Origin of the sequence: Flavobacterium sp., assembly GCF_046155325.1 — a bacterium.
Taxonomy (GTDB): Bacteria; Bacteroidota; Bacteroidia; order Flavobacteriales; family Flavobacteriaceae; genus Flavobacterium.
The window spans coordinates 33,738-56,641 of the sequence record NZ_JBJXDQ010000003.1; the positions used below are offsets into that span (position 1 = coordinate 33,738).

Consider the following 22,904-nt stretch of genomic DNA (forward strand, 5'->3'; position numbering starts at 1 on the left):
TTTCTAAATTTATTTTTGCAAATATAGAATGAGTTATTTATAAATTATTATTTATATTTGTTATACTAATCATAAAAAATATTTATGAACTATACGTTACATCAATTACAAATATTTTTAAAAGTTGCAGAAGTAAAAAGCATTACAAAAGCATCTGAGGAGCTAAATTTAACCCAACCTGCGGTTTCAATTCAAATAAAAAATCTTCAAAATCAATTTGATATACCGCTAACAGAAGTTATAGGAAAACAACTTTATGTCACTGATTTTGGCTTGGAAATTGTTGAAATTGCTAAGAATATTCTAAACGAAGTTCAAAAAATCAACTATTTAACAATGTCATTTAAAGGGATTCTATCCGGAAAATTAAACCTTTCTGTCGTTTCAACAGGAAAATATGTAATACCCTATTTTTTATCCGACTTTTTGAAAATAAACCCAGGAATAGATTTAAATATGGACGTGACCAATAAATTGAAAGTGATTAAAAGTCTAGAAAAGAATGAAGTTGATTTTGCTTTAGTTTCAGTACTACCAAAAAAAATAACGCTGAATTCAGAAATTTTATTAGACAACAAATTATATTTAATAGGCAACAAAGAAGTAATTATCCCTAATAAACCTTATGGGAAATCTATCTTTAATACCATCCCTTTAATTTATAGAGAAGAAGGTTCTGCGACACGATTAATAATGGAGCAATTTTTCGAAAGAAATGAAATTAAAGCACCAATGAAAATGCAACTTACTTCTAATGAAGCAGTAAAGCAAGCTGTCATAGCAGGTTTGGGATACTCAATCATGCCCTTGATTGGGTCAAATAATGAATTAAAAAACAAGGAACTGCAAATAATTCCAGTTTTTGGTTTTCCTATTACTTCAGATTGGAGATTAGTATGGCTTAAGAACAAATCCCTAAGTCCCGTTGCGCAAGCTTATTTAGATTACATAAAAAAAGAAAAAGAAGTAATTGTCCAAAACCATTTTTCGTGGATTTACACTTTATAATATTCTAAAAAACAATAAATAATCAATAAAAATGCATGCCTTAAATTTCATAATAAAACTGAAATAAATATTAAGTAGCTCATGAATCATTAAAATAATTTGTGATAATACAAAAAATAAAATTATCAATGCAAAGAAACAAGTTTCACGCTCAATCGATAGCTATAATTATACGATAAAATCAGAATCTTCTTTTTTTACGATTCTTACGATTTAACAAATGTCGTTTTTCTAACTATTTTCCTAAAAAAGTAGATGTTAATATTATTTTAAATTTAATCCAATCGCTTTGATTTCATTTCATAAATCCTAATTTTGTTTTAATGAAATTAACTGCTCAATTAGTATTATTATTTTTTATAGCCTTTCTTGTTACTCCAACTATTGTTAGTGTAATTGAGAAAAATGCAGATCTGTCATTATTTTATAGTTTTTCAGAAGAAGAAAAAACAAATAAAGATATTAAAGCCATATTTAATATTGAAGTAGCCACTACTCCAGACAATATATATCCATTGAATCATAGTTTAATACTCTCCGAGAATTTATCCAAACACGATATAATTTCCTCCAAAATATTTATTCCCCCACCCGAACAAGTTTAATACATCGTCGATTTTAATTTTTAAAAATCAAATTTTTACGTTTTTTCAAAATGTGACAAAAAATCTTTGTATTCAATTTTTAGTACGGTATTATGACAAAAAAACTCAATATTTTCGCCAGCCTTAAATCTGATTTTGCGTCAGGTTTAGTGGTTTTTTTGGTAGCTTTGCCACTCTGTTTAGGCATTGCAATGGCCTCAGGAGCCCCTTTATTTTCAGGTATTATTTCCGGCGTTATTGGCGGAATAGTGGTGGGTTATTTAAGTAAATCACACCTAAGTGTCTCAGGCCCGGCGGCAGGTTTGACAGCGATTGTATTAACTGCCATTACCGATTTGGGAGCTTTTGACCTCTTTTTGACAGCGGTATTTATTGCCGGACTAATTCAGTTGGCTTTGGGATTTATTAAAGCCGGAAGTATTTCGAACTATTTCCCAACCAATGTAATTGAGGGAATGTTGGCCGGTATTGGAATCATTATTATTCTAAAACAGATGCCACACGCTTTTGGTTACGACAGCGATTTTGAAGGAGATCAAGCCTTTTTCCAACCTGACGGGGGAAACACAATAACTTCTTTATTAGGCATTGTTAATTATGTTCAATTGGGAGCAATAATTATTACCGCATTATCCTTGATTATTTTAATTGCTTGGGACAGGGTTCCTTTTCTAAAGAAATTGAAACTGATTCCAGGAGCGCTTATAGTGGTGATTTTGGGAGTACTCTTGAACGAAATCTTCACCACAGCAGAAAGTTCTTTAGCCATTTCAAAAGAGCATTTGGTTTCTTTACCAATTCCATCCACTCTAGAAGAGTTCAAACAAATCATTGTAACGCCCAAATTTTCGGGTATTATGAATCCACAGGTTTGGGTTATAGGGCTGACCATTGCCATAGTAGCCTCAATTGAAACGTTGTTGTGCATTGAAGCGGCAGACAGAATGGATATACACAAACGCTACACAGACACCAATGTAGAATTGAAAGCGCAAGGAATAGGAAACATTATCAGTTCTCTTTTTGGCGGTTTGCCAATGACGTCGGTGGTGGTTCGTACTTCGGCAAATAATAACGCAGGGGCAAAATCTAAAATGTCTGCTATAATCCATGGAATATTATTGTTGTTAAGCGTATTGATTATTCCTGCAATATTAAATAAAATCCCCTTGGCAACATTGGCAGCAATCTTGTTATTAGTGGGGTACAAATTAGCCAAACCCGCAACACTAAAACACTTTTGGGAAAAAGGCAAATACCAATTTATTCCGTTTATTGCCACACTATCTGCCGTTGTTTTCTCAGATTTGCTAAAAGGGGTTGCATTAGGAATGATTATTAGCGTTATTTTTGTCTTAAAAGGAAACATGCAAAGAGCCTATAAATTTAGAAAAGAAGAGTATCATGATGGAGATGTCATACACATAGATTTAGCTCAAGAAGTATCTTTTTTAAATAAAGCGGCAATTAAATCAACACTAAACGATATTCCGGAAAACTCAAAAGTAATTATAGATGCAAAAGACACTGTCTATATAGCCCATGATATTTTGGATTTAATTCATGAATTTAAAACTACCCGAGCCAAAGATGATAATATAAAAGTGAAGCTTAGAGGATTTAAAGAAGCCTATCAATTAGAAAATAGTAAGGAAACCCCAAACAAAGTTACTTTTGAACATTATTATGATGTTGCAAAAAGAAAAACCATACAAAGAGAAACCCTTTCTGAGGATTTTCTAAAATGATTAAATATTGAAGAAATTAGTTTAACAAATTCTTAAAATTTAACAAAACAAAAAATGAGCGATTTTTATAAAAAAATATTAGATAATAACAAAAAATGGGTAGAAGCCTCTTTGGCTAATGATCCAAATTATTTTGCAGATTTAGCTAAAGGACAAACACCCCCATTATTATGGATTGGATGTTCAGACAGTAGAGTTCCAGCTAATGAAATTATTGGAGCCAAGCCAGGTGAAGTTTTCGTTCATAGAAATATTGCCAACATGGTAGTCCATACCGATATGAATATGTTGAGCGTATTAGACTATGCTGTAAATGTTTTGAAAGTAAAACATGTGCTTGTTTGTGGTCATTATGGCTGTGGCGGAATAAAGGCTGCAATGGGAAACGATTCCGTTGGTATCATTGACAACTGGATTAGACACATAAAAAATGTTTATCGATTACACGATGAGTACTTAAATTCAATTACTGATGAGACACAACGCTTCAATGCTTTTGTTGAAATTAACGTCAAAGAACAAGTTTTTGATTTAGCTAAAACATCCATTGTTCAAGCTGCTTGGAAAAGAGGACAAGATTTAACACTACATGGCTGGGTTTATGGCTTAAATTCAGGTTTTGTGACCGATTTAAATGTGAATATAAGTTCAGAAAAGGATTTAGACGAAGTTTATCGATTGAGATTCTAAAATAAAAATCGCCGTAAGGCGATTTTTTTATTTTTAAAATAATTCAAACAGAAAGTCGCCAAAAGTTAAAGAATCATTTTTACAGCAATAGATAATTATTTACTTAAAGAAAATGTAACCCCTACTACAAGAAATTGATGCCCTAGTAGTGAAATAAATTAATATAATTTTATAATGTTAAATGAAGTGTTAAAAATTTCTGAAAAATTTTAAATTCCTAATTAATCAAAATAAGGTAGCTGAAATTTTATTAACGTATTTTAATCAAAAAGTCCCAATTCTTAAATTTTGAATTGGGACTTTTTAACTAATAAATACTTCTGAATAATAATATTTATACTTGTTCTTTTTTATTTAGAACTGCACTCATTTCCATAGAAATTGCTGAACGTTCCATTTTTAACTTACCTGCCATAGTTTCAACAACAACAGTAGTTTCGGCAAGCTCGGCAACTTTTCCGTGAAGCCCACTTTTTGTGATGATTTTGTCACCTACTTTCAGGGTGCTTTCAAATTCTTTTTCTTGTTTAGCTTTCTTTTGTTGCGGTCTGATCATAAAGAAATAGATTACCACAAACATTAATAAAAAAGGTGCAAATTGATTTAATTGTTCCATTACTTGAGTTGTTTATTAAGTTATAATTGTTTTACATTAGTCCTCTACCCGCCTTAATAATTCTATTATCGGCTTGAAATTCTTTAACTATATTATCTAATATTCCATTGATAAAAATACTGCTTTTTGGCGTTGAGTATTCTTTGGCTAATTCTAAATATTCATTTAAGGTAACTTTAACAGGAATTGAGGGGAATTTTAAAAATTCACAAACTGCCATTTTAAGAACAATAGTGTCAATTTCCGCTATTCGGTCAATATCCCAATTGGTTGTTTTATTAGCATACTCTTTTGAAAATTCTTTTTCGTTTAAGATTGTTTTTCTAAACAAGTCTTGAACGAAATCTTTATCTTCGTTATCTTTGAATAATTTAGGCACTTTAAAACCTCTGTCATCAATTGATTTAATTGCTCTTAATTGTTTGATTATGTGAGTATTTACAATTGGTATGTCGTCAACCCAAGTAAGTTTGTAATCTTCAAGATAATCATACAATTTTTCGTTAGTTACAATTACTTCTGAAAATAATTCAATCAAAAACTCCTTATCTTCTTCAAATGAATTGGTAGTAGTACTCATATATTTTTCATACAACTTACTCTTTTTTATATCTGACAGCAGTAATAAAATATAATCATCGTTTAATGTCCAATTATTGATTTTACGATTTTCTAAAGCAATACTTAGCGAATTATTATCAGAAAGGATTCTAAAAATAGAATTCTTTATAAACTTCTCGTTAGGCCTAAGTTCCTGTGCTGTAGCAAGATGTTTTTGACTTGATTTTTGTAAAAAAATAGTTTCTTTTTTACATATTTCTATCAAAGAGGAAAGCATTATTAGGTATAAATCTAGAATAGAATCAATACTGTAAAAAAGGAATTTTTCTTCTTTTTCCAAATCAACCGAACCTTTTTGATGCATTGCATAAATAGATTGCATTACCTTAACACGAATATGTCTTCTGTTTATCACTTTGTAAGAACTTTTAATATTTGAGTTTGCAAAAATAGGGATTTCATTTTTTAAATTATAATAAAACTCCAAAAATGCTATTTATTTTTTTTGTAATAAGCTTATCTTTGGAACCATATTCGCACAACTATTTTAAGCGCAAATTTTTAAAATGAAAGAATTAGGATATCTAAATAAATACTTCATTAAATACAAATACAGTTTCTTACTTGGAATTGTAATTACTATTATCGCACAGATTTTTTCGCTCTTTACTCCGAAAATTATAAGTAAATCTTTCAAAATAATAGAAGATTATATAGCAAACAAATCGATGCCAATAAGCTATATTAAACAGGAATTAATTTCGAATATTGTATTGATTATCGTTACCACAATTATTGCAGGATTTCTTTCGTTTTTAATGCGTCAAACATTAATTGTAATGTCTCGCAATATTGAATTTGATTTAAAAAATGAAGTTTTTAAACAATACGAAAACCTTTCACAGAATTTTTATAAACAAAATCGAACTGGAGATTTAATGAGCCGAATCAGTGAAGATGTTTCTAAAGTAAGAATGTATGTTGGCCCAGCAGTAATGTACACCATAAACACCATTATACGATTTGCTATTGTTATACTATACATGTTTAACGTTTCTCCTGAATTAACCCTATACACATTACTACCATTACCTATTTTATCTTACGTTATATTTAAATTAAGCACTAAGATTAACAAAAGAAGTACAATATTCCAACAATATTTATCCAAAATTTCTAGTTTTACCCAAGAAATTTTTTCAGGGATTAGAGTTATTAAAGCCTATTCCTTAGAAGACCAACACCAAAAAAACTTAATTAATTTAGCACACGAGAGTAAAGAAAAGAGCATGAATTTGGCTAAATTACAAGCACTATTCGGACCTTTAATGATTGCTTTAATTGGGATTAGCAATTTAGTGGTTATCTACTTTGGGGGTCAAATGTATATTAATGGAACTATAAAAAGTATTGGAATCATTGCTGAATTTATTTTATATGTGAATATGCTAACTTGGCCTGTAGCTTCACTGGGATGGATTTCTTCGATGGTTCAAGAGGCCGAAGCTTCTCAAAAACGTATCAATGAATTTCTTAAAATTGAACCTGAAATACAAAATAATAATTTTGAAAAATCAATTATAGAAGGCAGTATTTCTTTTGAAAATGTTAATTTCACTTATGAAGACACCAAAATTCAAGCTTTGAAAAATGTTAGTTTTGATGTTAAAAAAGGAGAGACTTTAGCCATTTTAGGAAAAACAGGCTCTGGAAAATCAACTATAATTTCCTTAATATCTCGGATGTATGATGTTACTTCTGGCAAAATCACTATTGATGGTGTAGCAATTAGTACTCAAAACTTATATGATTTAAGAAACAATATTGGTATTGTACCGCAAGATGCTTTTTTGTTTTCGGATACGATACAAAATAATATTAAGTTTGGTAAAGAGAATGCTACACAAAATGAAGTAGAATTAGCTGCAAAAAGTGCAATGGTACATGATAACATTATCAACTTTAATAAGCAATACGAAACCATCCTCGGCGAAAGAGGTATTACACTTTCTGGAGGACAAAAACAAAGAGTTTCTATTGCAAGAGCAATTATAAAAAACCCTCCTATTTTACTTTTTGACGATTGCCTTTCAGCAGTTGATACTGAAACCGAAGAAGCAATTTTGAATAATTTATTTGAAATTTGCAAAGACAAAACAACTATTATTGTAAGTCATCGCGTTTCATCAGCAAAAAACGCAGACAAAATTATCATTTTAGAAGATGGTGAAATAATTCAACAAGGCACTCATAATCAATTAATAAATAAAGATGGATATTATGCATCTTTATATTTGAAACAACTTTCTGAAAAAGAATTGCAATAATTCTTGCGTAATAAATATATTTTTTAGATTTTTGATTACCAGTTATAAAAACTAAATCGATATAGATACCATGAGAGAAAATGACATGTTAGAAAAAGAAGAGATATTTTCTAAAGTATTACGAGCAGGAAGAAGGACTTATTTTTTTGATGTAAGAGCAACCAAAGCAGACGATTACTATATTACCATTACCGAAAGCAAAAAATTCACTGAGGCTGATGGTTCATTTCACTTTAAAAAACATAAAATATTTTTATATAAAGAAGATTTTACCGCTTTCGGGGAAATTTTAGAAGAAATGACATCTTATGTGCTCAATCACAAAGGTGAAGAAGTAATATCAGAAAGACATCAAAAAGATTTCAAAAAAGAATATCCTGAAGAAAATCACGACGAGACTGAAACTCCCTCGACATCAAGTTTTACTGATATTGAATTTGATGATATTTAATTTAAATACTATAAACCAAAATAACTAACCAACCTAAAAGTCTGAAAATCGAAAGATTATCAGACTTTTTTTATTATAAAGAATTTACCTCTTATCTAAATAATCAATGTTTAAATTTTAATCTATTTTTATTATGACAACTACAATTGTTTCTTCAAAATGGCTTTTCGAACATATAAATGACCCAGATCTCATTATTCTTGAAGCTAGATTAGACAAAAACCAATCGAATTTAGAAAACCAATTTCAAGATATTCAAATTTGTGGTGCTCGAATATTTGATATAAAAAATACATTTAGCGATACCTCAAATCCATTACCTAATACTTTCCCTTCGGTAGTTCAATTCAATTTTGAATGTCAAAAATTAGGGATAAATAAAACTAGCAAAATTATTGTTTATGACACAATAGGAATCTACTCCAGTCCAAGAGTATGGTGGATGTTTAAAGCAATGGGGCATTACAATATCGCTGTTCTAGATGGCGGATTACCACAATGGATAAAAGAGGGGTTTCCTATTGAACCATGTAAAGAAGTTAGCTATAGTATAGGCAATTTTGATGGTAAACTTAATCCTGAAATGATAAGGAATAAAGAGCAAATTTTTGAAAACATAAATACCAAAGAAGCCATATTGATTGATGCAAGATCACCAGAACGTTTTCATGCAACGATTCGAGAAACAAGAGTTGGAATTAGAAACGGACATATTCCAGGTTCTATAAACATCCCTTTCGAAACTCTTATAAACAATGGAAAATACAAATCTAAAGAAGAATTAATCAAACTAATACACCTGAAAAATCAACCATTATATTTCACTTGTGGCTCAGGAATTACTGCCTGTATTGTACTACTGGCATGCGAATTAATTTCAGAAAATTCAAAAGCTATCTACGATGGTTCCTGGACTGAATGGGGACATGCAACGGATTTACCTATAGACCAATAAAAATCCCAAACTTTGAGGTTTGGGATTATGAAATTTCTTAAATCTAATTAGGCTCTATTTTACATCCATTAGTTCAACATCAAAAATTAAGGTAGCATTTGGTGGTATTGCTCCGCCAGCACCACGAGATCCATACCCTAAATCAGACGGAATAACAAAACGAGCCTTGTCGCCTACTTTTAATAAAGCAATCCCTTCGTCCCAACCTTCAATCACTTGTCCAATTCCTAATTTAAATTCGATTGGTTTTTTTCTTGGATACGAAGAATCAAACACTTTTCCGTTTTCTAATGAACCTTCGTAATGTACCGAAACTGTTTTGCCTGCTTCCGCTTGTTTACCCTCTCCTTTTTGTATGAATTGGAAACGCAATCCACTATCCGTTTTTTCAAAACCAGCAGCTAATTTTTCCATTTTTGCTTCAGATTCAGCTCTTAGAATTGCATCTCGTTTAAGACGAGCCCCTTTTAAACCAATAAAAGATTCAATGGCATTAAAGTTTTTGGCTTCCTCACCTACTCTAATTATTTCTAGCGTTTCTAATTTATCGCCTTGTTCTACTGCATCTACAATATCTTGACCATCAATTACATGACCAAAAACGGTGTGTTTATTGTCTAACCAATCTGTCGGAATATGAGTGATGAAAAACTGAGAACCATTAGAACCCGGTCCTGAATTTGCCATTGATAAAATTCCTGGTCGGTCATGCTTCAAAGAAGGATGAAATTCATCATCAAATTTGTACCCAGGATCACCTGTTCCAGTTCCTTGAGGACAACCCCCTTGAATCATAAAATCAGGTATTACTCTGTGAAAATCTAATCCATCATAAAATTTAGTTCCCTGAGGTTTTACTTTATTTTCCATGTTTCCCTCTGCCAATGCGACAAAATTGCCAACAGTTCCAGGAGTTAAATCATGTGTTAACTTTACTAAAATAGCCCCTTTTGAGGTATTAAACTTAGCGTATATTCCGTTTTCCATTATTATTATTTTTTATTGAGATGCAAATTTAATATATAATTTACAGAATGAAGAACCTAAAATTGGATTTTTGAATTAAATCAAAATTAAATGGTATGAATTCTATTTATAACAAAGTTGACAATGCAAAAATGATTGAAAGAATCAATGCTTTAAATCCAGAAAACAAAGCGGTTTGGGGCATAAATTACTTGCCTTCAAGAATTAGTTTTATATCAATACCAATATCTTCTGCAATTTTACTTTTAACCAAACTTGGTATAGCTATTCCATAATCTTTAGCCTTAACAGTCAGATTGCTCGTTGCTATTATTTTTCCAGCATTAGAAACAAGGGATATTTTGGTTTTTACTTTTTTTGTCACTCCATGTATGGTCAATTCACCTTCTAAATCATAATCTGTTTTTTTAGACGACAATTTTGATGCAACAAAATTTGCTATTTTGCCTTTAAAGGTAGCTTTAGGAAATTTAGAAGATTCCATATAATTTTCATTAAAATGTTCTTCCATTAACGGCGCTTTGAATTTGAATGCTTTGATTAAAGCCAATACAGCAAAATCTCCTGTTGACTGATCTAATATAGCCGAAACTGTTGTGTTTTTTGCAGCTACCTCTTCGAAGGCAGGCATCGAAGCTTCAAACTTAATTTCTCCTGAACGGGTCATCATTTTTTGCGAAAAGCCCAGTTGTGCAACAAAAAACATGATTACTAATGTGATGATCTTTTTCATTATATTACTTTTTTAATTAATATATCCTTGAAAAGCCCAAAGTTTAATCAAATCTATTGTTGTTTGAGGCATTCTTCCTGATTTAGGCATAACCTCGCAGGATTTACCTTCAATTCTACAAATTAAATCCCCATTTTCTATAGCATCTTTTACCTCTGCATAGCTTTCTAAACTAGGAAATTGTGAGCCATGACAACCGGTACAAGTAGATCGAATTATTGGTTCCACATCTTTTGTATAGGTTGGATTCGCTACTACTTGCGAAATTTCCTGATAGGTGCTTGATTCACAAGAATTAAAAACAGAACCCAAGACAATTATAAGGGCTAACAAAACTACCAAAATTATTTTTTTCATAACTAATTACTTTTAATTTAAAATACTCTATACAAATTAAAACCAAAATAAATAGGACCTCCTGACCAATCGCCTGCGGGTTTTGACAAAAAGCCTACATCATTTAAGGCTTGACTGTTGGAGAAAACCAATTGAAAAACGTGACCGCCAGTTTCAATATCTAAACCAAGAGTAAGTGGATTTTGAAATGCAGAACTATTGCCCTCCACTTTATTCAATCGAGCAGCATATTCTAGGTTGATGCTCATTCTTTTGGCGATTTTATAACGCGCTCCTGAACCTATAAAAAACTCGTTTTTTTCTTCCACACCAAATTCGTATAAATTTTTGTGAATATAAATGGGATTCAATTGAACAGAAAAAGATTCGGAAAATTTTCTAGAAACCAATAATTGTGTTGAAAAGGATAATCGATTATTGAATTCTAAACCTGGCAATAAATCTTTATCTAATTTACTATTGATATCCATAGTATTATAGCCCACAATTGTTACCGGAAATCCATTTTTTAATTGATTGGCTAATTTGTATTTGGCCGTTAATTCATAAATTTTATCTAAAGTGTGTCTTGAAGCACCCAATGACAACCAATCGGTTACACCATAAATACCACCAAGTTCTGTGTTGGCATCATCCAATCCAAAAAAATTATCAAAACCATTGGTTAAATCCCCAAATCGGTGTGAAACAATCATGTACCACTCCCCTTTTGAGGTTAATTTTGTCGATTGCATATTACATATTTGCAATCCTTTGAATGCCGAAGTCTCAATTTCCTTGGTGTCTGATTTCTCACTAGTCAATTGATTTAATAAATCATCTTGTGCGGAAGCAAATCCAACGGTAAAAAACAAAATTGTAAAACATAAAAAATTTTTCATTCTCTTTTAATTTTAATTTAAATTACTTTTAATTATCAGTATTATTGAGCTTTAAAGCATTGATCCAATTTTATTTCGCCCATTAAATCATCATAACCTACAAGCCTCCCTTTTAATGTTATACTTTGATTTTCTTTTATTGTGGCATCAGCATCCTTCAAATTACATATTATTGAATTATCCAAAATCACTTCTTTTCCATTAATTGAAGTAACTGTTCCAGCTATAGCAATAGCTTTGTCGAGATATTTTTTGTTACAGCCTTCAACATTTGCAGCATACTCATCAATTAAATTTTTTGAATTCATACAAAATGCTGAATCTTCACTGGACAAATCTCGAGCTCCACCATGCAAAACATAATTAAATCCAATTACAGCAACAATAACAATTACTACAACTGATAGGCTAATGATTATTTTTTTTTTTGTCATTTAATACAATTTTAAGTAAGAGTTGTAATTCTAGATTCAAACGTTTGTAAATATAACTTATTATAATTATCGAAAATAAACTGAAGTAAATTTTAACTTTAATTAACTACAAAACCAATAAACCAAAATCTCTCAAAGTATTGACCGGTTTTGAATACCAAAACAATTCGAAATCATTAAAATGAATTTCAAAATCAGATTTTACTTCCTGAAATGAATAGATTTTTGAATTTGAAACCGATATTTTCTGGAGTATTTGAACCAACCATTCTCCCTCATTTTTCGCTGTTTGAATGGTAAAGCTTTCCTTTTTGTCGTGAAAAGTCAAAGTCATCATTTCCCAACTGTTTCCTTTTTTGGACTTTGTAAAATATTCTAAAGTTGGCATTCCTCCTAGCCAAACTATTTTGGCTGTCGGTTTAATATTAAAATCTAAATCTTTAAGCAAGGCTTCAGAGATAAAATCAGGATGAATTTTGGTTTTTGGAATCTTAAAATCGAACCATTCTTGCAATTCGTAGTCAAAACAAATTCCGTGCATAAAATTGAATAAGGATTTTTTTAAACCATAACTAAATTGATTATGATCTATTCCTGTTTCATCAACGAAGTTTATATCGTTATTAGCAAAAGTCCCAACAACTTCGGTTTCTTTCACCACGCCAAATTTCTCTGGATACATTCCCACAGGACTGTGTGCTGTCATCGCAAATTGATGCCAGAAACCCGATTGCAAAACCCCAACTTCAAACAATTGTCGCACCATTTCGAGGCTATCTACAGTTTCCTGAACCGTTTGCGTGGGATAACCATACATCAAATAAGCATGAACCATGATGTTGGCTTCGGTAAAATTGCGAGTCACTTTAGCCACTTGTTCGACCGTTACGCCTTTGTCTATCAATTGTAATAATCGGTCTGAGGCTACTTCGAGTCCTCCCGAAACGGCAATACATCCGGAAGCTTTGAGCAATAAACATAAATCTCTAGTAAAACTTTTTTCGAAACGAATGTTCGTCCACCACGTAACTGATAATTTCCTGCGCAGAATTTCTAGTGCCAACGCTTTCATTAAGGCTGGAGGTGCTGCTTCATCTACAAAATGAAAACCATTTTCACCCGTTTGCGCTATCATCTCTTCCATTCGATCACACAAAATATTGGCGGCGATGGGCTCGTAAACCTTAATATAATCTAACGAAATATCGCAAAAAGTACATTTTCCCCAATAGCAACCGTGTGCCATCGTGAGTTTGTTCCATCGACCATCGCTCCACATTCGGTGCATGGGATTGACTATCTCAATAACCGAAATGTATTTGTCTAATAGCAAATCTGAATAATCGGGTGTGCCAACTTGAGATTGTTTGTAATCGGATTTTAATGAATTGTTTTTATAAACTACTTTGCCGTTTTCAAGAAGGAAAGTTCTTTTAAATTGCCCTTCGACAAGCTCAGGGTGACAAACTGCATTTACGAGTAACTCCACTGGTAATTCGCCGTCATCTAAAGTAATGAAATCGAAAAACTCAAATACACGAGTGTCTGAAAGCGAACGCAATTCGGTATTAGGAAAACCACCACCCATGGCAATTTTGATATTTGGGTGGTGTTTCTTTACCCATTGAGCCGAACGAAAAGCCGCATATAAATTCCCCGGGAAAGGTACTGAAATCAGGAATAATTTGGGTTGAATGGTTTCGATTTTTTCTTTTAGAATCGATATTAAAATTACATCAATATAAGTTGGTTCTTGTTGCAGAGCTTCATACAATTCGTCGAATGAATTAGCAGAGCGACCCAATCGTTCTGCGTAGCGACTGAAACCAAAATTAGCATCGACACATTCTACAATAAAATCGGAAATGTCTTCGAGGTATAAAGTCGCTAGATGTTTGGCTTTGTCTTGCGTTCCCATCGTTCCGAAAGCCCAATCCAATTCCTCCAATTGTGCAAAACGAGAAGCTTCAGGCAAATAATCTTCCTGACAAATTTGTAATGCCAATGTTGGGTTTTTCCCCTGAAGAAATGCAATAACACTATCTATGGTTTTAATGTATTCGTCTTGGAGAGCGAGAATTCTTTGGGTGTTTATTGTTAAAATGGAACGCATCTCGACTGCGCTCGAGGTGACACCTTCATTGTTACAAAACAAATTTTCAAGTCCTTCTTTAGAAAATAATTTCAAAATCACTTCAATGCCTAAATCAGCTTGAGTTGTCTGAATGTTTTTGGTATTCAGAAACCCTTTGATATAAGCGGTTGCTGGATACGGTGTATTCAGTTGAGTAAAGGGTGGTGTGATGAGGAATACTTTGCTTTTCAAAGGAATTGTTTTGTGCAAAAGTAGGTTATTTTCGAAAATAATTTGAAACCCTCACCAACAACTTAACACATATATAATTCCATTGCAATCAAACTTCTAGAAACTTTATAAATTTTTTCTATAAATAAAATAGGTACTACTTGATTAGTTCTAAAAAGTTATATTTGCCACCAAGAAAAAAAATAATGAAAATAATTCTTACCGGAGCAACAGGCGTTTTAGGTTCTCATATTATGTATGAGATTTTGGAACTTTTCATAAAAAAACCCAATGTTGATAATAAGTTGTATCTTCTAGTCAGAAAAAACAAAACCACATCGGCTAATGAACGAATTAACACTTTACTATCAAGTGATTACACTCCAAATAATATTAATAAAATTGGATTAAACCGACTTAATGAATTCATTACTATTATTGATTTTGATTTAAAAACTGCTCAAGAATCTTTTTTAAAAGAACTAAAAGGAGCCTACCTCATACACTCGGCAGGTTATGTAAATCTCTCTACTGACATCGAATTAAAAGAAAAGATTTTTAATGAAAATGTACAACTTACAAAGTCTCTTTTTTCCATATTACATACCTATCTAAAAAAATTTATTTATATAGGAACCGCTTTTTCCTCGGGAGCACGAAAAGGATTGATTGACAATAATTTTCATAATTTAGATTTTACACCAGAGCACCGCAACGAATATGAATATGCTAAGTTTCACTCTGAAAACTTTATTGCTACTGAATGTAAAGCAATAGGCCTACCATTTCAAATATTACGACCAAGTGTAATCGGTGGCAAAATGCTTGGAAATGAAAACAATTTTTTTATACCAAAATACATGGTTTTTTATCTTTTGGCTAAATTCTTCTATTTTACAGCCAAACGAAAAGGAAAACAAGAATATGTACGTTTTATAATTAATTACCAATCAAGTTTAAATATAATCCCTGTAGATTATGTTGCCAAAGTTGTTGCACAAACTTTTGAAAGAAATGATATAGAACAACTAAATATTGTAAACTTCAAGAGTTTTAATATGAAAGAAGGTTTGGAGTTGATTATGAAAGAAGTAGAATACCCGAATTTTTCTTTTTTAGAAAGTAAATTAAATTTTGAATATGAGAATTCAATCGAAAAAATATATTATGAAAGCATTGGAAAGCATTTAAAGCCCTATTTTATTTCAGATGCAAACGAATATGACACCACTTTATTGAATTCAATTCTCGAAATTCCAAAGCTCGACAATACCTCTTTTACAAATATGATTCGATATGCTATTGCTAATAATTTTCAAGATAGTAAAGTGTGATATTCGAGGCTATATCAAAACTCCTCCTCTTTCTTCCGAATCATTAAAAGTGCCGCAAAAGAAATCAAAGCAGCTGCCGATAAATAAAAACCAACATAGGCAAGTCCGTGATTTTTGGCTAGCCAAATAGCAATTAACGGAGCGAAAGCAGCCCCAATGATTCCTGCAAAATTAAACGTAAGCGAAGCACCAGAATAACGCACTTCTGTTGGGAATAATTCAGAAAGAAAGGTTCCCAAAGGCCCGTAAGTTAATCCCATCAGGGTCATTCCTAAACACAAAAATAGTGTGATTAATGTTGCGTTTCCAGAACCCAAAAGTAAAGAAAAGGTAAATCCAAACAAGGCAATAGCAACCGAAAAAACAATTAGCACTAATCTTCGACCAAATCTATCGGCTAAAAGTGCTGAAATAGGGATGGATATTCCAAAGAAAAAAACGGAAAAAAGTTGCATAATAAGAAGGTCACGTCGTGCATAACCTAAGTCGGTTCCGGCCCAACTCAAAGAAAAAACAGTCAATAAATAGAAAGTCAAAAAGGTAGTTACAGCGGCTAGAGTTCCAAAAACGAGTTCTCGGCGGTAAGACTTCAACAAGGTTAGCAAAGGAATTTGCACTTTTTGATTCGTTTCCAAAGAAGATAGAAAAGCAGGAGTTTCTGTAATTTTCAATCGAATGTAAAATCCAACCATAACTAATACAGCACTGGCTATAAAAGGAATTCTCCAACCATAATCAAAAAATTGCTCGTTTGTCATGTTGTCACTCAACAAAAGGAATGTTCCTCCAGAAAGCAACAAACCAATGGGCGCTCCCAGTTGTGGAAACATACCGTACCAGGCTCTTTTTCCTGGAGGTGCGTTTTCAATGGCCAATAAAACGGCTCCTCCCCATTCGCCACCAAGTCCTAATCCTTGACCAAACCTACAAACCATTAACAATATAGGGGCAACAATCCCTATGCTGGCATAAGTGGGAAGAAATCCAATAGCAACGGTTGAAACCCCCATCGTCAATAAGGCAGCCACTAATGTTGCTTTTCTTCCTATTTTATCCCCATAATGGCCAAAAACTGCAGAGCCTATAGGGCGAGCAAAAAATGCAATCGAGAAAGTCGCCAATGACTCAATTGTTGAAATAGTAGAATCAGATCCTGGGAAAAACAGTTGTGGAAAAACCAATACAGCGGCATTGGCAAAAATATAAAAATCGAAAAACTCAATGGTGGTGCCAATTAAACTACCAAAAAGAACATGTTTTAAAGAATTTACTTTATTCGGACTTGAATTTTCTTTCATTTGAATGTTATAATATTTTCGATAAAAATGAGGTTATTATTTGAAAGTAGCAAATATTTAGTTCCAATAATTTTTGGTATTTTTACTCCAAATTAATCTCACTATGCCAACAGACGCTATCAGCTATCAAAAATCCGGTTATTTCTCGCCTTTGATGAATGATTATTTAGACCAAAAATCTAATACAAAGTCTCTCTACAATCGGTTTCCAATTCTTGAAAATTTTGAAGCGCAAGTTCAGGAAAAAAAAGCAAATTATACCCATGAAAATAGAGCAATATTAGTATCGGTAATAGAATCACAATATGCCAAAATAAATCCTTCTACTGCTACTTTAAACAATATTAAACTTTTAAACAACTCCAATACATTCACCGTTACCACTGGTCATCAATTGAATTTATTCACAGGACCATTATATTTTTTGTATAAAATTATTTCGACTATAAATTTAACGAAGGAATTAAAATCGAAATACCCCAGCTTTAATTTCGTTCCCATTTATTGGATGGCGACCGAAGATCATGATTTTGAGGAAATCAATTATTTCAATTTAAAAGGTCGAAAATTTCGATGGAACACCAACAGCTCTGGAGCAGTAGGTCGCTTATCTACTAATGGATTAGACGCTTTTTTTGAAGTCTATTCTAAAGAAATTGGTTCAGGCAAAAATGCCGAGACAATCAAAACGCTTTTTAAGGAATCATATTTAAAACATTCCAATTTAGCCGATGCCACTCGTTTTCTTGCCAATGCACTTTTTGGTGAATATGGATTGGTGATTCTTGATGCTGATAATGCCGATTTGAAACGAACTTTTATACCTTACATCAAAGAAGAATTACTACAGCAAACAGCCTATAAAAAGGTAATAGAAACCACCCGAAAATTATCAAATTACAATATTCAAGTGAATCCTCGAGAGATTAATTTATTCTATTTAGAAAACAATTTAAGGGAACGTATCTTATTTGATCCCTATAGCAATAGGGACGGAAAATATAAAGTAAACAATACGACTATCGAATTTTCAGAAAGTGAAATTTTATCGGTACTAGAAAATCATCCCGAAAAATTTAGCCCCAACGTAATTATGCGATCGTTGTATCAAGAAGTTATCTTACCCAATTTGTGCTACATAGGAGGTGGTGGCGAAATTGGTTATTGGTTAGAATTGAAATCTTTTTTTGATGCTGTAAAAGTATCATTTCCTATTCTTTTAGTTCGGAACTCGGCTCTATTGGTCACTGAAAAGCAAACCAAAAAAGCAGATAAATTAGAACTGACTTGGAAAGATTTGTTCTCCAAACAAAAGGATTTGGTTAATACCAAAACAGAGCAATTATCAGAGTTCCCAATCGATTTTACATCTCAAAAAGAACTTTTGCAAAAACAATTCGAAAGACTTCATGAAATAGCCAATCAGACCGATAAATCTTTTATTGGAGCCGTAGAAGCGCAAGAAGCCAAACAAATAAAAGGATTGGTAAATCTCGAAAAACGACTATTAAAAGCCCAAAAACGCAAGCATTCCGAAGAACTGGAAAGAATTACCGATTTGCAAAACGAATTGTTTCCAAATCAAAGTTTACAGGAACGCCAAGCCAATTTTTCGGAATTTTATAGGGAAAATGGTGAAAAGTTGATCACTACATTGATAGATCAACTGAAACCATTAGGAAATAATTTTAATATTATTACACTTTCTTAAACTAAAACATCAAATAATCACCAATAAATTGACGATTCGATAAAATGAATCCATAAAAAAGTCTATTTTTGCACCCAATTTAAAAAAAATAAAAAATGGCAACAAATAGAACTTTTACAATGATTAAACCGGATGCGGTTGCAAACGGACACATCGGAAATATATTGGCAATGATTACTAATAGTGGTTTCAAAATCATTTCATTGAAATTAACTCAATTAACAGTGGCTGATGCTCAAGCATTTTATGCTGTTCACGCCGCAAGACCATTTTATGGTGAGCTAGTTGAATTTATGTCAAGAGGGCCAATAGTTGCTGCTATTTTAGAAAAAGAAAACGCTGTTGAAGATTTTAGAACTTTGATAGGTGCTACAAATCCTGCCGAAGCTGCTGAAGGAACAATTCGTAAAGCTTACGCAACTTCTATTGGAGAAAACGCAGTTCACGGTTCTGATAGTGATGAGAATGCAGCTATCGAAGGTGCTTTTCATTTTGCAGGAAGAGAGCAATTCTAGTTTTCAGAAGGCAGATTTCAGATTTAAGATTAAAAATCTACATAACACAAATCCCGTTTAAACCCGACGCTTCGGGAGAAACGGGATTTTTTATTTCTGAAATGCATCTGTAATCTGCTACCTGAAATCTAATCATCTCAAAACAACATCTTTCACTACATCACGCCTTAATTCTTCATTAATCATGGCGATAATTTTTGATTTTCCGTGACTTAATTCCTCTCTAAGTACAGCTGATGAAAGTTGAACATAAAGTGTATTCCCTTTCAAAACCACATTTTTAGTATAATGATTTACTCCATTACCCATTAGGTTTTTCCAAGCTTCTTTCACATCAATTTGATCCATCCCAGGCTGTAACTTATTTACCTGAATGATTTCTTTCAAAACATCTCCTATAGTACTTTGATTATTTAATCTTTTTGCCATCATTCAAAATATTAATTGGTCCTGTTTTTTTATAATGGTATTCGTTTTTTTCATCGTTCCTAAGCACTAATTTTTCCTTTGTTAGCAATATTATTTCCTCTTTCCATTTTGCATAGCTTGTAGCATACGCTATAAACACTGCCTTATTAATATAAACCAAACTTATATTTTCGAATGTATCATTAACCAAAAAAGTGCCATTTAATTGAGGCGAAACTTTCTTTCGAATACCTTTATTATTAGCTTTTAATTCAAAAAAATCAAAACTATCGTTTACTTTATAAAGCTTTTCTTTACCTGTATTTAAAACTACTTTTTCAATTTCCCAATATCCATTTATAAAAGCAATTTCTTCGGGTTTAATTTCTTTTTGGCAACCAACAAAAAACAAGCAAATAAAAACTATTTTTAAACTATTTTTCATGAATTTATTATTTAGAAAAAGAATGCAAATCTTTATTGAATTAGAATTATATAATACTGAAGTGATACAAAAGTAATCATATTCAAAATAAGAAAACTACAAATCACAAAACCCTTTAAACTATTTATACTATTTTTGGTCTTATTCGACATGAAATCTAAGAAAACGAAAAACATCCTTTTATATCTAAGCGTACTGCTTCTATTTATTTGTTGTAGCTCAGAAAAACAAAATACCATCCCAGAAGAAACCATTTATTTTCCACCTGTTTCAAGTACAAATTGGGAAACAAAAACAATAGCAAGTTTAAATTGGAATGCAACTGCCGTTCAACCGCTATTAGATTATTTAGAGCTCAAAAACACAAAAGGATTCATCATTTTAGTCAATGGTCGAATAGTTATGGAAAATTATTTCAATGGACATTCGGCAACGGACACTTGGGAATGGAATAGTGCTGGTAAAACTTTATGTGCTACAACTATTGGTATTGCAGAACAAGAAGGCTTATTAGATAAGAACAAGCCAGCATCTGATTATTTAGGAAAAGGATGGGCAAATATGCCTTTAGAAAAAGAAAATTTAATTACCGTTAGAAATTTATTAACCATGACTTCGGGCATTGACGATACAAAACAATTTGTCATAAAATCAAATCTTACTTATATAGCAGATGCAGGGTCAAGGTGGGCTTATGGAAATGTATTTCAAAAATTGATGGATGTTGTTACAACAGTAAGTAAAACTTCTTTTGAAACCTATTTTAACGAAAAAATTAAAATGAAAATTGGTATGGATGGGTTTTGGAATTTTGGAACCATTTATAGTATTTACCATAGCAACACAAGAAGTATGGCAAGATTTGGACTATTTGCTTTAAACAACGGCAAATGGAACAAAGAACAAATTATTAACGAAACTTATTTTAAAGAAAGTACATCAACCTCACAAATTATAAATCCAAGTTATGGATATTTGTGGTGGCTAAATGGAAAATCACATTATATGATACCAAGCGATCAAACAGTTTTTAATGGAGCATTGGTAAAAAATGCACCATCAGATATGTATGCTGCCATGGGGGCAAAAGACCAACGGATTTATATAATTCCAAGCAATAAAATGGTAGTTATTCGAATGGGAGAAGTTGCTGATCCAAATAATCCCACTTTTGGATTGTCGGATTTTGATGAAGAATTATGGACGAAAATTAGTGCTTTGTATTAATACTGTTTTTTTGACTTTCACTTATTTAAAAAAACTATCTACAAATTCGTGTTTATTAAACACCTGCAAATCCTCTATTCCTTCTCCAACGCCAATATATCGCACAGGTATTTGAAATTGATCAGAAATTCCAATAACTACACCACCTTTTGCAGTTCCATCCAATTTCGTAATAGCTAACGAGGTCACTTCAGTAGCTGCTGTAAATTGTTTGGCTTGTTCAAAAGCGTTTTGACCTGTAGATCCGTCAAGAACTAATAACACATCATGTGGAGCATCGACCACAACTTTTTGCATTACTCGTTTTACTTTTGTTAATTCATTCATCAAATTAACTTTATTATGCAAACGGCCAGCGGTATCAATAATAACAATATCAGCATCTTGTGCCAATGCAGATTGTAAAGTATCAAAGGCAACAGAAGCTGGGTCGCTCCCCATATTTTGTCTAACGATAGGGACTCCTACTCTATCGGCCCAAATTTGTAATTGGTCTATTGCAGCTGCACGAAATGTATCCGCAGCCCCAAGAACAACTTTATGTCCTGATTTTTTGAATTGATAAGCTAGTTTACCTATTGTAGTTGTTTTACCAACTCCATTAACACCAACCACCATTATAACATAAGGTTTATTTGCAATGTTTTGAACAAATTCTGTTGCTTCACCAGAATTGGATTCCGATAATAAACCCGCAATTTCTTCACGCAGAATTCGATTAAGTTCATCAGTTCCTAAATATTTGTCTTCCGAAACACGTTTTTCTATTCGAGTAATAATTTTCAAAGTTGTATTTACTCCAACATCCGAAGAAACAAGAATTTCTTCTAAATTATCTAAAACATCATCATCAACTTTTGATTTCCCTGCAACAGCTTTGGTTAACTTAGAAAAAAATGAAGTTTTTGATTTCTCCAGTCCCTTGTCTAAGGTTTGCTTTTCTTGTTCGCTTATTTTTTCTTCTTTTTTATCTGAAGAAAATAATTTTTTAAAAAAACTCATAACTATTAAGAAATTAGAAGTTAGAGATTAGAGGTTAGAAACCGCAAACTCTACTATCATTCACACAAAATTAAAATTACAATCGGTAAATATAGAAAATAAAAAAGCTACTTCCGAATGAAAGTAGCTTTTGTATATAATACAAATATGATTATTTCTTTTTCAAGAACTCATCTACGGCTTCAGGAGTCATAATAGATTCTACGAATGTATATGCACCCGATTTTGGAGATTTCACCATTTTGATGGCTTTTGATAATCTCTTAGAAGATGTTTGTAACGATGCTACGGTTTTCTTTGCCATGA

Annotated in this window: 24 protein-coding genes; 11 read left to right on the top strand and 13 right to left on the bottom strand. The window is 32.1% G+C overall.

From position 1 onward, the window contains the following. Positions 1-84: 84 nt before the first annotated feature. From ACKVOD_RS00280 to can, 4 genes are all read left to right on the top strand, one after another. Positions 85-1,008 carry a LysR family transcriptional regulator gene (locus ACKVOD_RS00280; RefSeq protein WP_409207477.1) on the top strand — a complete coding sequence of 308 codons (924 nt, stop codon included), beginning with the start codon at positions 85-87 and terminating at the stop codon, positions 1,006-1,008. A 323-nt stretch (positions 1,009-1,331) separates the two neighbouring features. Further along, positions 1,332-1,613, top strand: coding sequence for a hypothetical protein (locus ACKVOD_RS00285; RefSeq protein ID WP_409207478.1), 282 nt, complete (start codon positions 1,332-1,334; stop codon positions 1,611-1,613). Positions 1,614-1,705: 92 nt separating this feature from the next. Beyond that, positions 1,706-3,361, top strand: a complete 1,656-nt coding sequence (locus ACKVOD_RS00290; RefSeq protein WP_409207479.1) for a SulP family inorganic anion transporter — start codon at positions 1,706-1,708, stop codon at positions 3,359-3,361. 54 nt (positions 3,362-3,415) lie between these two features. Beyond that, on the top strand, positions 3,416-4,051 hold the full coding sequence (gene can / locus ACKVOD_RS00295) for a carbonate dehydratase (protein ID WP_409207480.1): 636 nt from the start codon (positions 3,416-3,418) through the stop codon (positions 4,049-4,051). Between the two features lie 334 nt (positions 4,052-4,385). On the opposite strand, the gene yajC is transcribed toward can, so the two are convergent. Further along, positions 4,386-4,667: a preprotein translocase subunit YajC gene (gene yajC / locus ACKVOD_RS00300; RefSeq protein ID WP_409207481.1), complete on the bottom strand. Its 282-nt coding sequence runs from the start codon at positions 4,665-4,667 to the stop codon at positions 4,386-4,388. Positions 4,668-4,698: 31 nt separating this feature from the next. Next, on the bottom strand, positions 4,699-5,610 hold the full coding sequence (gene nusB, locus ACKVOD_RS00305) for a transcription antitermination factor NusB (RefSeq protein WP_409207519.1): 912 nt from the start codon (positions 5,608-5,610) through the stop codon (positions 4,699-4,701). Between the two features lie 184 nt (positions 5,611-5,794). Here nusB and ACKVOD_RS00310 point away from each other — a divergent pair, with 184 nt between their 5' ends. The 3 genes from ACKVOD_RS00310 to ACKVOD_RS00320 all read left to right on the top strand — a co-directional run bounded on the left by ACKVOD_RS00310 (position 5,795) and on the right by ACKVOD_RS00320 (position 8,961). Next, positions 5,795-7,555, top strand: coding sequence for an ABC transporter ATP-binding protein (locus ACKVOD_RS00310; RefSeq protein ID WP_409207482.1), 1,761 nt, complete (start codon positions 5,795-5,797; stop codon positions 7,553-7,555). A 70-nt stretch (positions 7,556-7,625) separates the two neighbouring features. After that, positions 7,626-8,006: a PUR family DNA/RNA-binding protein gene (locus ACKVOD_RS00315; protein WP_409207483.1), complete on the top strand. Its 381-nt coding sequence runs from the start codon at positions 7,626-7,628 to the stop codon at positions 8,004-8,006. Positions 8,007-8,139: 133 nt separating this feature from the next. Further along, the gene (locus ACKVOD_RS00320; RefSeq protein WP_409207484.1) at positions 8,140-8,961 is read left to right on the top strand and encodes a sulfurtransferase; all 822 of its coding nucleotides are present in this window, start codon (positions 8,140-8,142) and stop codon (positions 8,959-8,961) included. Between the two features lie 54 nt (positions 8,962-9,015). Here ACKVOD_RS00320 and ACKVOD_RS00325 read toward each other — a convergent pair whose 3' ends face one another. The 6 genes from ACKVOD_RS00325 to ACKVOD_RS00350 all read right to left on the bottom strand — a co-directional run bounded on the left by ACKVOD_RS00325 (position 9,016) and on the right by ACKVOD_RS00350 (position 14,679). Next, on the bottom strand, positions 9,016-9,948 hold the full coding sequence (locus ACKVOD_RS00325; protein WP_409207485.1) for a peptidylprolyl isomerase: 933 nt from the start codon (positions 9,946-9,948) through the stop codon (positions 9,016-9,018). A 187-nt stretch (positions 9,949-10,135) separates the two neighbouring features. Continuing rightward, positions 10,136-10,681, bottom strand: coding sequence for a YceI family protein (locus ACKVOD_RS00330; RefSeq protein ID WP_409207486.1), 546 nt, complete (start codon positions 10,679-10,681; stop codon positions 10,136-10,138). A gap of 12 nt (positions 10,682-10,693) precedes the next feature. Next, on the bottom strand, positions 10,694-11,038 hold the full coding sequence (locus ACKVOD_RS00335; RefSeq protein WP_409207487.1) for a hypothetical protein: 345 nt from the start codon (positions 11,036-11,038) through the stop codon (positions 10,694-10,696). A gap of 17 nt (positions 11,039-11,055) precedes the next feature. Continuing rightward, positions 11,056-11,919 carry a DUF5777 family beta-barrel protein gene (locus ACKVOD_RS00340; protein ID WP_409207488.1) on the bottom strand — a complete coding sequence of 288 codons (864 nt, stop codon included), beginning with the start codon at positions 11,917-11,919 and terminating at the stop codon, positions 11,056-11,058. A 41-nt stretch (positions 11,920-11,960) separates the two neighbouring features. Beyond that, complete coding sequence (locus ACKVOD_RS00345; protein ID WP_409207489.1) at positions 11,961-12,353, bottom strand: OB-fold protein; 393 nt, start codon at positions 12,351-12,353, stop codon at positions 11,961-11,963. Between the two features lie 106 nt (positions 12,354-12,459). Further along, on the bottom strand, positions 12,460-14,679 hold the full coding sequence (locus tag ACKVOD_RS00350; RefSeq protein WP_409207490.1) for a B12-binding domain-containing radical SAM protein: 2,220 nt from the start codon (positions 14,677-14,679) through the stop codon (positions 12,460-12,462). A gap of 185 nt (positions 14,680-14,864) precedes the next feature. On the opposite strand from ACKVOD_RS00350, the gene ACKVOD_RS00355 reads away from it, so the two are divergent. Continuing rightward, positions 14,865-15,992 carry an SDR family oxidoreductase gene (locus ACKVOD_RS00355; RefSeq protein ID WP_409207491.1) on the top strand — a complete coding sequence of 376 codons (1,128 nt, stop codon included), beginning with the start codon at positions 14,865-14,867 and terminating at the stop codon, positions 15,990-15,992. Between the two features lie 14 nt (positions 15,993-16,006). Here ACKVOD_RS00355 and ACKVOD_RS00360 read toward each other — a convergent pair whose 3' ends face one another. Further along, positions 16,007-17,290 carry an MFS transporter gene (locus ACKVOD_RS00360; protein WP_409207492.1) on the bottom strand — a complete coding sequence of 428 codons (1,284 nt, stop codon included), beginning with the start codon at positions 17,288-17,290 and terminating at the stop codon, positions 16,007-16,009. A gap of 103 nt (positions 17,291-17,393) precedes the next feature. On the opposite strand from ACKVOD_RS00360, the gene bshC reads away from it, so the two are divergent. Together bshC and ACKVOD_RS00370 are read left to right on the top strand one after the other, a co-directional pair. After that, positions 17,394-19,001, top strand: a complete 1,608-nt coding sequence (gene bshC / locus ACKVOD_RS00365; RefSeq protein ID WP_409207493.1) for a bacillithiol biosynthesis cysteine-adding enzyme BshC — start codon at positions 17,394-17,396, stop codon at positions 18,999-19,001. Positions 19,002-19,096: 95 nt separating this feature from the next. After that, the gene (locus ACKVOD_RS00370) at positions 19,097-19,516 is read left to right on the top strand and encodes a nucleoside-diphosphate kinase (RefSeq protein WP_409207494.1); all 420 of its coding nucleotides are present in this window, start codon (positions 19,097-19,099) and stop codon (positions 19,514-19,516) included. A gap of 132 nt (positions 19,517-19,648) precedes the next feature. Here ACKVOD_RS00370 and ACKVOD_RS00375 read toward each other — a convergent pair whose 3' ends face one another. Together ACKVOD_RS00375 and ACKVOD_RS00380 are read right to left on the bottom strand one after the other, a co-directional pair. Beyond that, complete coding sequence (locus tag ACKVOD_RS00375) at positions 19,649-19,945, bottom strand: DUF721 domain-containing protein (protein ID WP_409207495.1); 297 nt, start codon at positions 19,943-19,945, stop codon at positions 19,649-19,651. Then, positions 19,926-20,369 (bottom strand): hypothetical protein, encoded by a 444-nt coding sequence (locus ACKVOD_RS00380; RefSeq protein WP_409207496.1) that lies wholly within the window; start codon positions 20,367-20,369, stop codon positions 19,926-19,928. The genes ACKVOD_RS00375 and ACKVOD_RS00380 overlap by 20 nt, the downstream gene beginning before the upstream one ends. A 150-nt stretch (positions 20,370-20,519) precedes the next feature. Here ACKVOD_RS00380 and ACKVOD_RS00385 point away from each other — a divergent pair, with 150 nt between their 5' ends. Further along, complete coding sequence (locus ACKVOD_RS00385) at positions 20,520-21,596, top strand: serine hydrolase domain-containing protein (protein ID WP_409207497.1); 1,077 nt, start codon at positions 20,520-20,522, stop codon at positions 21,594-21,596. Positions 21,597-21,617: 21 nt separating this feature from the next. Here ACKVOD_RS00385 and ftsY read toward each other — a convergent pair whose 3' ends face one another. Beyond that, a complete protein-coding gene (gene ftsY, locus ACKVOD_RS00390; protein WP_409207498.1) occupies positions 21,618-22,598 on the bottom strand; it encodes a signal recognition particle-docking protein FtsY in 981 nt (326 codons plus the stop codon). Between the two features lie 151 nt (positions 22,599-22,749). Beyond that, complete coding sequence (locus ACKVOD_RS00395; RefSeq protein WP_409207499.1) at positions 22,750-22,902, bottom strand: DUF4295 domain-containing protein; 153 nt, start codon at positions 22,900-22,902, stop codon at positions 22,750-22,752. Positions 22,903-22,904 lie beyond the last annotated feature (2 nt).